General features: G+C 36.3%; 8 protein-coding genes. 4 read left to right on the top strand and 4 right to left on the bottom strand.

Annotated features, from left to right (window positions below):
- The first annotated feature begins 104 nt into the window (after positions 1 to 104).
- From EGI24_RS01045 to EGI24_RS01060, 4 genes are all read left to right on the top strand, one after another.
- Entirely contained in the window at positions 105 to 2,801 is a 2,697-nt protein-coding gene (locus EGI24_RS01045; protein WP_255046319.1) for a DUF1553 domain-containing protein, read from the top strand.
- The gene (locus EGI24_RS01050; protein WP_255046320.1) at positions 2,801 to 4,282 is read left to right on the top strand and encodes a DUF1501 domain-containing protein; all 1,482 of its coding nucleotides are present in this window, start codon (positions 2,801 to 2,803) and stop codon (positions 4,280 to 4,282) included. The genes EGI24_RS01045 and EGI24_RS01050 overlap by 1 nt, the downstream gene beginning before the upstream one ends.
- Before the next feature lie 162 nt (positions 4,283 to 4,444).
- Positions 4,445 to 5,341: a sugar phosphate isomerase/epimerase gene (locus tag EGI24_RS01055; protein WP_255046321.1), complete on the top strand. Its 897-nt coding sequence runs from the start codon at positions 4,445 to 4,447 to the stop codon at positions 5,339 to 5,341.
- On the top strand, positions 5,338 to 6,705 hold the full coding sequence (locus EGI24_RS01060) for a c-type cytochrome domain-containing protein (protein ID WP_255046322.1): 1,368 nt from the start codon (positions 5,338 to 5,340) through the stop codon (positions 6,703 to 6,705). Before EGI24_RS01055 ends, EGI24_RS01060 begins: the two co-directional genes overlap by 4 nt.
- On the opposite strand, the gene EGI24_RS01065 is transcribed toward EGI24_RS01060, so the two are convergent.
- From EGI24_RS01065 to EGI24_RS01080, 4 genes are all read right to left on the bottom strand, one after another.
- Positions 6,692 to 7,669, bottom strand: coding sequence for a hypothetical protein (locus tag EGI24_RS01065; RefSeq protein WP_255046323.1), 978 nt, complete (start codon positions 7,667 to 7,669; stop codon positions 6,692 to 6,694). The genes EGI24_RS01060 and EGI24_RS01065 overlap by 14 nt on opposite strands.
- A 762-nt stretch (positions 7,670 to 8,431) precedes the next feature.
- Positions 8,432 to 9,526, bottom strand: coding sequence for an NTP transferase domain-containing protein (locus EGI24_RS01070; protein ID WP_255046324.1), 1,095 nt, complete (start codon positions 9,524 to 9,526; stop codon positions 8,432 to 8,434).
- Entirely contained in the window at positions 9,523 to 10,002 is a 480-nt protein-coding gene (moaC, locus tag EGI24_RS01075) for a cyclic pyranopterin monophosphate synthase MoaC (RefSeq protein ID WP_255046325.1), read from the bottom strand. Before moaC ends, EGI24_RS01070 begins: the two co-directional genes overlap by 4 nt.
- A 101-nt stretch (positions 10,003 to 10,103) precedes the next feature.
- Positions 10,104 to 12,566, bottom strand: coding sequence for a DUF5916 domain-containing protein (locus EGI24_RS01080; protein WP_255046327.1), 2,463 nt, complete (start codon positions 12,564 to 12,566; stop codon positions 10,104 to 10,106).
- Between the last annotated feature and the right edge of the window lie 101 nt (positions 12,567 to 12,667).

Raw genomic sequence — 12,667 nt, forward strand, 5'->3', positions numbered from 1 at the left:
ATTTTACTAAAACAAAACAAGCTTGATGCTTTGTTTTTAATAATAAATTTCACCAAACCCAAAAAACTTTATAACTTGTAAATCGATATTCAACCAATTACAATATGCGATTTGCTAAATTTATTTTAGTCTCTCTTTCTTTCGTTTTTTTATCATCTTGCAGCTTTTTTCAGAAAAAAATCGATTTTAATGCACAGGTAAAACCAATCATCAATAAGAACTGTATTGCATGTCACGGAGGAGTAAAAAAACAAGGGGGCTATAGTTTGTTATTCAAAGAGGAGGCCTATGCAAAAGGGAAGTCGGGAAAAATTGGCATTGTACCAGGCGACGCTTCTGCAAGTGAATTTATCCGGAGACTTACCTTAAGTGATCCAGATGAACGGATGCCACATGAAAAAGACCCTTTGAGTTCGGATGAAATTGATATTCTAACCAAATGGATTGACCAAGGAGCCGAATGGCAAGAACACTGGGCATATATACCTGTAAAACCCCCATCTGTTCCAGAAATATCCAACGATTGGGTAAAAAATGATATTGATAAGTTTATTTTTGAAAATGCAAAAAAATATGATTTAAAACCATCCGAGAGAGCAACTAATGAAGATTTAGCAAGAAGAGCCTCTCTTGATGTTATTGGTTTTCCAGCTCAGGAAAGTACCCGGAATATACTTTTGCAAAAAGGAAATTTCGAAACTTATTTAGATAGCTTGTTGGAGTCACCAAATTATGGTGAAAAGTGGACTTCTATGTGGCTGGACATGGCCAGATATGCAGATACAAAAGGTTATGAAAGAGACGGTAGACGTAATATTTGGAGATACAGAGACTGGCTTATCAAGGCTTTTAATGCTGATATGCCCTATGATAAATTCTTAACTGAGCAACTGGCAGGAGATTTGCTCCCCAATTCTAACGAAAATCAGTATATAGCAACGGCTTTTCACCGAAACACCATGACCAATGACGAAGGTGGTACCGATAATGAAGAGTTCAGAACCGCTGCGGTATTAGACAGAGTTAATACAACTTGGGAAACCCTCATGGGAACTTCTTTTTCTTGTGTTCAATGTCACAGCCATCCTTATGACCCCTTCAGGCATGATGAATATTATAAGTTTTTGGCGTTTTTCAACAATAGCAGAGACGAAGATACTTATGCAGAATACCCTGTCTGGAGACATTTTGATGAAAAACAAAAAACGGAACTTACGAGATTATCTAGTTGGCTTTCGAAAAAAGTTTCAGAAAAAGAGAAAGGAGAGCTTGTCAATTTCTTGCAAACCTTGCAACCGTCTCACAACTCCCTAAAATGCGATGATTTTGTAAATGCCGAACTAAGCGATACGAAATGGTTAGCCATGCGAAATCATTCTTCTGCCAGACTCAAAAGCGTGAGCTTGGATGGTAAAAAGAAACTTATCATGCAATACAAAGATTTTGCAAATGGAGTTTTTGAAATTAGATTAGACAACCCCAAGGGCAAAGTTTTGACCAAATTAAATATCAACAAAAAAGGAGAAAATAAAGGCTGGAAAACCACCGAATTGTCTTTGGAAAATGCCCAAGGCGTTCATGATATTTATTTTGTTTATAACAGTGGTACATTAGACAACCCAAATGCTAGCGGCATAATGTTCGATTGGTTTTATTTTACACAAGGATTTCCGATGGGAGAAACGCCTGAATACACGCATCAGAAGCAGTCTTTTTGGAATTTGTTAAACGCTCAGGTAGAAAGTACACCCATCATGTACGAGAATCCTCAAGTTTTTAATAGAAATACACATGTGTTTGAAAGAGGAAGTTGGTTGTCGCCAGGAAAAGTAGTTTCTGCAGGAGTTCCAGCCTCATTGGGTAAACTACCGCCCAATGCACCAAATAATAGGCTCGGATTAGCCATGTGGATGACCTCAAAAGATAATCCTTTAGTGTCCAGGACAATGGTAAACCGAGTATGGGAACAATTATTTGGCAATGGCCTTGTTGAAACCTTAGAGGATATAGGCTCTCAAGGAGCAATTCCGTCAAATAAAGAGCTTTTGGACTACTTGAGTTATAAATTCATGCATGAATATCAGTGGTCTTTAAAAACATTAATCAAGGAAATTATGATGTCTGCCACTTATCAACAAAGTTCTAAAGTAACAAAGGAAGGATTAGAAAAAGACCCCTCCAATAGGTATTTGGCTAGAGGACCGAGGGTCAGGCTTTCATCTGAGCAAATAAGAGATCAAGCTCTTGCTGTGAGTGGAATATTAAATTCTGAAATGTATGGACCCCCAGTTATGCCTTATCAGCCCGACGGCATTTGGAGTTCTCCATATAATGGAGATAAATGGATAAAATCTGAAATTTCGCAACAATATAGAAGAGCGATTTATACTTTTTGGAAACGAACCAGTCCTTATCCTAGTATGATATCTTTTGATGGCGTTGGTCGAGAAGTGTGTGTTTCGCGAAGAATTCGTACCAATACACCTCTTCAGGCTTTGGTTATTTTGAATGATTCTGTTTATGTAGATATTTCGGCAAAGCTTGCTCAAAGGGCTTTGCGTGTTTCCAAGAAAAACTATTTGGAGAGTATCAAAATAGCCTACTTGTTAGCCTCAGGCAAAAAAATAAGTGAATCAAACTTCGCAATTCTTTCTAGGTTATATCAGGAAACCTTAAACATTTATAAAAAAGAGAAACAAAAATCCAAAGCACTTTCTGGTGAAGAAAACCCAGAATTGGCAGCATTGATTTTGGTAAGTAATACAATTTTAAACCTTGACGAAGTAATTACAAAAAGCTGATGGAGAAATTGATACACGAGGCATTTTTGAGGCATTTGGAAAAAGACACCCGTAGAAACTTCCTTAAAGGCAGTTTTTTAGGCTTGGGAGGGTTGGCATTGGGTTCCATGATGTCTTGCAATAGCGACAAAGGAAAGGCCAATAACTTATTTGATCCTCAAAATCCGTTGGCACCCAAGTCGCCCCACTTTGCTCCTAAGGCCAAGTCTGTTATTTATTTACATATGGCAGGTGCCCCGTCGCAGTTGGAATTGTTTGATTATAAGCCCGAACTCGCTAAACTCGATGGGCAAGATTGTCCTCAATCTTTTTTGGAAGGGAAAAAGTTTGCATTTATTCGTGGAGTACCTAAAATGTTGGCTTCTCAAGCTGTTTTTAAGCAACATGGTCAGTCTGGAGCCTTTATTAGTAATTACCTTCCTCATCTGTCAACCATTGCCGATGATTTGAGTTTTTTGAAAGCCGTAACAACAGACCAATTTAACCATGCACCAGCACAACTACTTATGCAAACAGGGAGTGCTAGATTAGGTAGACCAAGTATGGGTTCTTGGGTAACTTACGGTTTGGGTTCTGAAAACAACAATTTGCCTGCTTTCGTTGTGCTTACTTCGGGAGGAAATAATCCTGATGCAGGCAAAAGTGTTTGGGGGAGTGGGTTTTTGCCTTCGGTTTACCAAGGTGTACAATGCAGGTCAGAAGGAGACCCTGTATTGTTTATAAAAGACCCCGATGGTATAAGCCGAGATATACGAAAGGCTTCGATTGAAGCTATTAATGAAATCAACCAAAATGAATACAAAGCCTACGGAGATCCCGAGATTTTGAGTAGAATTAGTCAGTATGAAATGGCCTATAAAATGCAGATATCGGCACCAGAGGTGATGGATATAAAAAGTGAGCCTGCCTATATTCATGAAATGTATGGAACAAAACCTGGTCAAGCCAGCTTCGCAAATAATGTGCTTTTAGCTCGAAAATTGGTAGAAAACGGTGTCAGATTTATCCAACTTTACGATTGGGGTTGGGATACCCATGGCACTGATGCAGGTGGGGCAATTGACATTGGTTTGATAAACAAATGCAGGTCTGTGGATAAGGCCATTACTGCCCTTATTCTGGATTTGAAGCAAAGAGGGTTACTCGACGAAACGCTAATCGTTTGGGGTGGAGAGTTTGGAAGAACACCCATGGCCGAAAATAGAGAGGGAAAACCCAATGCTTTTAAAGGCAGAGATCATCATGCTGAGGCTTTTACTATGTGGATGGCCGGTGGAGGAATAAAGGCCGGTGTTAGCTATGGAGAAACAGATGATTTGGGTTATTCTGCGACTTCTGGCAGAGTGAGTCCCCACGACATTCAAGCCACAATAATGAACCAACTCGGTTTTGACCATGAAAAACTAACTTTCGATTTCCAAGGTCGTTCATTCCGTTTAACCGATGTTGAAGGAAAGTTGATTCAGGAATTGGTGGGATAATTGGATGGAACGCGGATGGAAAGGAAATGCTGATCATCACGGATTATGGTAAAAATAAACTGTTACATCACCTGAGTTTTTTGTACATCTAAACTAAAAATCAAATTGTAAATATTTGATACCTAAAACTTAGAAATTTTATTTGATAAAATAAGTAAAAATATGAATCGAAGAAACTTTATAAGCAAGACGATAGCTTCTTCTACGGCATTGGTCGCTTCAAAAGAAGTTTTCGAAAAGAAAACAAATCTTGAAGTGATTGTTCTAGCAACAAATTGGGGTTTTGAAGGCACCGTTGAAGAATTATGTAGCAATGTAAAGAAAGCTGGTTATGACGGCCTTGAACTTTGGTGGCCAACCAAAGAAGCTGACCAAAAAGACCTTTTTGTTGCCTTAAATAAATACGATCTTAAAATAGCGTTTTTGTGTGGAGGAAATGGTCCTGATTTTGAGAAACACTTTACTCAGTATAAAAAAGCAGTGAATGAAGCCTTAGTCACGAAACCTTTGTATATCAATAGCCACTCTGGCAAAGATTATTTCAGTTTTGAGGAAAACGCCCAAATTGTGGAATTTACGATTGAAAGAATGGAAGCAACAGGCATAAAAGTATTGCACGAAACACATCGAGGTCGTATGTGTTATTCGGCACCTATTACTCGAAACTTATTAGAAAAACACCCTAAAATGAAATTGACCCTTGACATCAGTCATTGGACAAACGTACATGAATCCATGTTGACAGACCAAAAGGTAAATGTGGATTTGGCTTTGTCTCGTACATATAATATTCATGCTCGAATCGGGCACGAAGAAGGGCCTCAAGTAAATGATCCTCGCGGCCCTGAGTGGAAATACACCTTGGATCAACACTTGGCATGGTGGGACAAAGTTGTGGCCCTCAGAGAAGCTGAAGGAGCAAAGCAAATTACTTTTCTCACTGAATTTGGTCCCCCAAATTATTTGCCTACAATACCTTATACACGTCAACCTGTTGCCAATCAATGGGACATCAATTTGTATATGTTGAATCTCATCAAAACTAGATATAACAAATGATTGTTGAGTTTTTCGGGAAATTTCACCCCTTATGGGTTCATTTACCCATTGGATTCTTTCTTTTGGCTGGCATTATAAAAGTTTATTCTTTCTGGAAAAATAAGGAAGCCGTTGATAGCCTATTACCCATGATGCTTATTTTGAGTTTTGTGGCATCCGCTGTTTCTTCCTTGACAGGCTATTTACTTTCCCAAAGTGGAGATTACGATTCAGAAATGGTGGCTAAGCACCAATGGACAGGAATTGCGTTTACAATTCTTATATTGGTAGTTTATTTTTCTAGAAATTTTAAGAGATTTAATGTAACGCTTTGGGCTATTTCAACTATACTTTTGATGATTGTCGGACATCTTGGTGGTAGTTTAACCCATGGGGAAGATTTTTTGAGCTTTGCCAAAGAGACAAAAAAGCCTCAAGTTTTGGATGTACAAAACGCAGCGGTGTATCATGAGATTGTTCAACCAATTTTGAAAGAGAAATGCTACTCTTGCCATTCTTCAAAAAAACAAAAGGGAAATCTTAGATTAGATACGCCAGAGTTTATTATGAAAGGCGGCAAAGAGGGCAAAGGTGTTGTTCCTCATAATACGGGTAAAAGTTTGATTTCTAAAAGAATTTTTTTGAAGGAGTCCGAAGAAGAACATATGCCACCCAAGGGCAAACCACAGCTAACAGAATCAGAAACAAAAGTATTGGAATGGTGGATTAAAGAAGGTGCTTCTTTCGATAAAAAGGTAAATCAGTTGTCTCAAAGCACTGAAATTCAGAAAGTATTAGCGAGTTTTCAATCTTCGGACAAAGAGGGAAAAACCAAAACAACCAATAAGATTCCAGAAGCAGAAGTTGAAAAAGGTTCAGAAGTAAGCATTCTTTCTCTCAAAAAATCAGGAATATTGGTTCTGCCTGTGGCTTCAAATTCAAACTATCTATTGATCAATCTTCGGGGGATAGACCCCTCAGCATCAGATATTGAAGCTTTAAAAACATTAAAAAAACAGACTATTTGGCTAAATGCTACAAACATAAAAAAAGCTGAAACATTAGCTTTAATTTTAAGGGAAATGAAAGAAATCAGGATTCTTCATGTAAATAAAACTAGTTTTTCAGACAAAGAGATGGGGATATTAAAAGATATTAGCCATTTGCAGTTTTTGAATTTGTCTAATACAATGGTTTCTGAAAAAGGTTTAGAAAACTTGAAAGGATTAAAGAATTTAGAAAAACTATATCTATATAAATCTAAAGTGGATTTTAAAAATCTTAATTTCAAAAATTTTCCCAAAACCAAAATTGACACTGGAGGATATGTGGTACCCACATTTGAAACGGACACCGTAACAGTTAATATACCTATTTCTGAGTAGACGCTACTGGGTTTACACAAATAACCCTACAAGTGAGTGGTTTCTCTAGTTTGAAATATTCCATTTCAAATTCCTTGGATAAAAAATCTATTTTATTTTCTTTGGTAAAGAGTCTATACAAGATAGAATTGGGCCTCCTAAATCCATTTAGAATGATTGCCTTATTATTTTTGTCGATTAATTGGATGAAATAAGTTTCGCTCGCTGGAAATGTTCCGTATATAAATATTTTGTTTAAAACGGTCTTCTTACCTCCCCAATCTGATTCAAATGTTGGATCAAAATCGACATATTTCAAGGTCACTTTTTCAGGATAAAAAATGGTTCCGTTTTTTATCTTTAGCAAGACTTCATTGTAAAGTTCATTGGCATTAAAATACCCGTTTTTTTTCAAATAGTCATATTTGTATCTTGCTTCAAAAGTATTATTTGCTACATCGTTTCTGACCATTCCTTTCTCTAGATTATAGGCATCTATCATTTGAGTTTCTTTTTTGAGCGTAATTAAATACCAAGATTTAAGTAGCCAAAATATATACATAATTATAATAATAAGCGTAATCGAAGCTTTGACTGTTGTGCTATTTATTCGTTTAAAAACAAATGAAATTGCCAGTATGAGAATTATTACTCCGTAAATTTTATATCTCGGAACCAAAACGCTTTCATATCCGATTACCCAATAGTTATATCTATTCAAAACAATTATGGCCAAAGAACTCGCCATAAATAAGAAAACCAGCTTTTCGAAATCTAAGTCTTTTTCTTTCCAATGTTTCAATAAAAACCATGAGCAACCTGTAAAAATCAGTATGCCAAGAACTCCAGAAACAGCAAAACCCTGATAGTTTGAAATATACTGAAACACCCCTCCTAAGGACAGAAAATAAGCCCAAATAAGCTCAAATTTATATTTGAATACATTTTGAATAAAACTACTAGACGCTACATCGTCTGAAGCCAAGTGAAAGTATAGATATAATTGAAAAATTAAGAGGGCTAAAATATAATACCAGCGAAGATTGGATTTTCTAATAAATGTATAAATTATTACAAAAAACACAGTAATAAATCCGATTGCACTACCGAAAGGTACTAAAAATAGACAAATAATTATTAAGCAGTTTTTGAAAGAAGAAGGTGCATGATTAATATTTGAAATCAGGGAAAAAGCTAGAATAGACAAAGAAATAGTAGCCAATTGATAAGATGCAACATCACTTCTAAAAAACAACTCCCAATTGCACAAACTAAGCAAACTGAAACAAGAAATTATGACTAAATATGGGTTTTTCCAATACTTTTTTATGAAAACCGCGGCTAGGATAAAGGTGTAAAGATTAAATGCAAAGAGTAAATATCTGAAGTTTATTTTATCAAAAAGGCCTAATTGAATAAGAAGAGATATTCTTATGAGAAATGGGCGACTTTCATTATCAGGGGTTAAAAAAAGGGTAATTTTCTCTTTAATATTTTGAGCATTTAGGTAATTGTACGAGAAATCTAAAAATACTCGATGGCCATCTTCGAATGGAAAATTTAAAGAGAATGTATCTAATATATAAAGATGGATAATAACTGGTATGAGGATAAATAACCAGAGTAGAATATTTTTTTTACCTTTCAAAGTTTAATTTGTTCAAAGAATGAACTGAAAATTACCTGACAATCTTATCGTTATTTTCAGAAACTTTCATCTGGGAATATTTGCAAAAATAAACTTTATTTATGAAAAATACTTTTCTATTTCAAATTTCTCATCGGGCGTATTAACATTGGCTAAAACTTCGGGTCTTGACAAATGGATTAATTCTATATCTGAATTAATCAAAACCTTCCTTGGGCAAGAATAACCTATTGCAAGATAGCTCAATAAGGTCTGATAAGCCTTTGGTTCCCAGATGGTAAAAAGGGGATCCGGAAAATTAGTTTCAGGGTTGAAACAAGCTGTCGCTATTTTTTTATGGTTTCTATTTGATACCAGATACTCAAATTCGGATGTTTTAAGTAAGGGCAAGTCGCATGCAACCACAAGCCATGCTGCATTTGGGTCTTCTTGAAACGCAGTAAGAATGGCTCCATACGGTCCAAGGCCTACAAATTTATCGGTTATTGGATTGTCGAATTCTTCTTTCTGCTCATCTCTGCAAGAAATGTATGTTGGTATTAATAAGCTATCCAAAGTCTTCTTTAAATATGCATGTTGTGGCATCCCATGATAATCTAGGTTGCTTTTGTCAATTCCCATTCTTGTACTTTTTCCACCGGTTAAAATGAGGGCTTTTAAAACAGGATTTTCGATTTCAGTTAAAATCAAGCTTGAAATTTTATCTGTTTCTGAAATATTTATAACAGGAATTTCGGGTGATTTTTCAATCCAATCAAAGACTTCATCTACACCTTCAGACAATACATATGCTTTTACATTTGTTAATTGCAAAATACGCCTTTTTAGAGATTCTTCTTTCTTGGGGTCAATAATTACTATTTGGCTTTTAGCTTCAAAATGATTCCCATTTACTAATATCATATCCTGATCAGAAAGGAGAAATTTTTGTTCAAACGTAGAAAAAGATTTCTTCTCAAACCTTTTATGGCTAATTTTATCTTGTAATAGGTTGTTTTTAAAAGAGACATTTTCGTCATTACCGTGGTCTGCGTCAACATAAGTTATTTTGATATCTCCAGATATAGAAGCAATAAATGCATCAACGAGTGATTTGATAACTCCACATGGAGCCCCAAGAAATGCGATTTCGTTTCTACCGAAAAACCCAATTTCAGGCTTAATTAATTTGGCATGTTTTTCGTGTTTTTTCATTGTGCAAACTTAAAATCTTTTTTTCCACCGGTCTTCTCAATCAGTCTTGTTTCTTTTATTAAAATATTGTGCGACATGGCCTTGCACATATCATAAATAGTGAGGGCAGCTACACTCGCACCAATGAGTGCTTCCATTTCAATCCCAGTTTTGCCCGAAAGTGATGCCATACAAAGAATTTCTATCTCGTTTGTGCCTATAACTTTTATCGAAATTTGACAGTTTTCAAGCCCAAGTGGATGGCAAAGTGGAATCAAATCGCCCGTTTTTTTGGCGGCCATAACACCAGCAATAATTGCAGTTTGAAAAACAGGGCCTTTTTTGGTGAGAATATCCTCTCCAACAAACTTAGCCATGATATCGTTATCAATCTCCACAATACTACGGGCAGTTGCGGTTCGTTTGGTTACGGATTTTTCACTTACATCCACCATTGATGGATTTCCGTTTACGTCTAGGTGAGTGAATGAGGACATATATTATCTGAATTATTTCATCAAAATTAATGATATTTAATAGAAATAATCAGATAAAAATATAAAAAGCAGAATTATGCATTCAGGTCAAAACTTCAGTATTAAGAGCGTTTTGTCCAGCCTTTCATCGTCAAATAATCAATAAAATAGATTACTTTAAGAGAAATATTGTTGTTTTGGTCCGAATTCATGCTGTTTCTGAGGTTTTCTCCATAAGAAATTAGCGAGGCGTTGTCGTTTGTAAATGCGGCATCTTTCCAAACAATATTCAAGAAACTACCAGGGGCAAACTGCCAAGTGTAGACCATGTCGATGTTAAAATAGTTGACATTTCGGTTATAATTTCCATTCACAGACGCTCTTTCACTTAGCAAACCATTATCTTCAAGATTAAAATAGGACTTGTTGGTAACACGGCTATTGTAATGGCGTGTTCTGAAAGTCAAACCCATTTTGTTAGTAAAATTGTATTTCAAGAAAAGAATATTTTCGAAGGTTTTTACATCCCGTTTGGCAAAAATGATTTCTCCGTCTTCATTGCCTGAAAACCCAACACTATTTTTTCTAGGCAGAATACCTATTTGGTGATTTACCGAAAACTTGGTGTTAAATCTGTAAGTTTGGTTTACCGATGCGTCGTAGGCAAATAGATCGTAGAAGTTGAAGTATTTCCTCATAAATATTTCTCCGTTTAGATAATATTTCTTGGCTGAATTGCCTTCCACAAAAACACCTACCAAGCCGCTATTTCCTCTTTCAAAAAACTTTCCTTCTACTCTCGGCTCATAAAAGTCATTTTGTTTTGGCATAAAATCGTTTATTAAGCCAAACCAAACCAGTTTTTTCGTTTGGGTAACTATGCTGGTCTGAATTCTGGCATTTTGGTACTTGGAGGCAATTTGGCCTATTGTAGAGAAAAGTGTACTGTAGGTCAAATTGAGATTGTATTGAAGCCTATTGTAGAATTTCTTTGGCGTTGTATATCTATAACCCACATAGCCTCTGTGTGTTATGAAATTATTGTTTGTAAAATATCCCAGATCGTTGTTATTAAACTTGGTGTCTGTAAGTTCTTGGTTGTATTGCCAATTAAACCTTCCACTAGATTTGCCAAGCCCAAATGCATGTGAGTATCCGAGTTTGTTTTCATCTACGAACTTTTGGTGGCTGAGGGCTGTTTTACCTGAAACAAAATACGTGTTTTTCTTGTCAAAAATACTAAACATAGCAGAGCTCACATTGGCGTCATAGGCTTGGCCTGTTCGTGTAACGTTGGCGTTGAGAAATGTAAGACTAGAGTTATTTTTCAATGTTTGGTCTAAAACCACCAAGCTATAATTAGTGGCAGGATCGGTCTCATATTCTCTTATTTCACCAGTTTCTTTGTTTAGAATTTGTGCATGTTGGGTTTTAGTTATGGCATTCAGAATACCAATTCCGAGGCCTGATTTGGTTCTTCCCGATATTTTTGAAGCATTTATGAGTTTTGATTCTGTTGGATTGTTTATGACTTCTTCGTTTTCTTTGAGATTATCATACACCTCGTTTTGGTTAATAGGAGAGCCTCCAATTCGTCGAGAATAGAAGAAATCGCCTTTGTTGAAGAGCTCCGTTCCTTCTGTGAAGAAATTCCGATATTCGTTAAATTTCACTTCAAATGGTGTAAGATTCAAGACTCTATTATCGCTTTGTACTTGCCCAAAATCGGGAATAAGCGTAGCATCTAGTGTAAATGCCTGACTAATACCAAGTTTTAAATCTAAACCTCCAGAGTATTGATTACTCCAATTCTTGATTTTTGGATCTCCACTCGGAAAATGATTTTCATAAAGCGAGAAATAAGGAAATAGTTGTAAACGAAGTGGAGGTTTGATGTCAGTAATTCCCGTCCAAAGGCCTTCTTGCGTCAAAAATCCGTTAATGTTCATGTCCACTGGGTTCCAGGTGTATTGTTGTTCTGTTTTTCTCCGTCTTCTGGTAATATTTATACCCCAATTTTGAACTTTATCTTTGCTGAACCTAATGGCAGAGTAGGGGAGAAACATCTCGAAAGCCCAGCCAGACTTGTCCAATATCACTTTGCTTTTCCATACAGCGTTCCAAGCAAAATCTTCGCCACCATTGTTGGAGTTTTGAACTGACGACATTTTAGAATCCCACTGTTCACCCAATGGCGTCAAGAAATATTCAAACGCATTGAGTTTGTCGTTGTAGGTGTCAAAAATAATCCCGATGTAGTCGTTGGTGCCGAATCCGTCTCGACCCGTAAGTTCACGAGAAACACTATCCAGGTTATTTTCGTGGCAAATTCCGCCAAAATATATGCCTTCATCGTCATACATCAGATAAGCCTCCGTTTGATTTCCCTCTGCTTCTTTTCGGCCAAAAGTCGGTCTAAACTCAATCAATTCATCAAATTTCGCTGCATCCTTCCAGGCGGCTTCGTCTAATTTACCATCTATTAATACTTTCTGCGATGTGCGTTTGGCAGGAATGTTTTTAATGGTGTTTTGTGCATAGGCGGCATTGCCTACGACCAGTAGAATGATTAATAGCTTTTTCAAAATGTAATGACTTTTAGAGTAATAGCTCGCAAAAGTAGCAAACTGGGCTTTTCCAATCTTTTAAAAAAGGTTAAACGGTTGATAGTTTAGCTTTTTTTAAC

The organism is Lacihabitans sp. CS3-21, from assembly GCF_024343675.1.
In the GTDB taxonomy this organism is placed as follows: Bacteria; Bacteroidota; Bacteroidia; order Cytophagales; family Spirosomataceae; genus Leadbetterella.

Bases quoted from the DNA above. Each gene is read 5' to 3' on its own strand.
- moaC (WP_255046325.1), bottom strand. From the start codon at position 10,002: ATGTCCTCATTCACTCACCTAGACGTAAACGGAAATCCATCAATGGTG.
- EGI24_RS01060 (WP_255046322.1), top strand. From the start codon at position 5,338: ATGATTGTTGAGTTTTTCGGGAAATTTCACCCCTTATGGGTTCATTTA.
- EGI24_RS01045 (WP_255046319.1), top strand. From the start codon at position 105: ATGCGATTTGCTAAATTTATTTTAGTCTCTCTTTCTTTCGTTTTTTTA.
- EGI24_RS01055 (WP_255046321.1), top strand. From the start codon at position 4,445: ATGAATCGAAGAAACTTTATAAGCAAGACGATAGCTTCTTCTACGGCA.
- EGI24_RS01070 (WP_255046324.1), bottom strand. From the start codon at position 9,526: ATGAAAAAACACGAAAAACATGCCAAATTAATTAAGCCTGAAATTGGG.
- EGI24_RS01050 (WP_255046320.1), top strand. From the start codon at position 2,801: ATGGAGAAATTGATACACGAGGCATTTTTGAGGCATTTGGAAAAAGAC.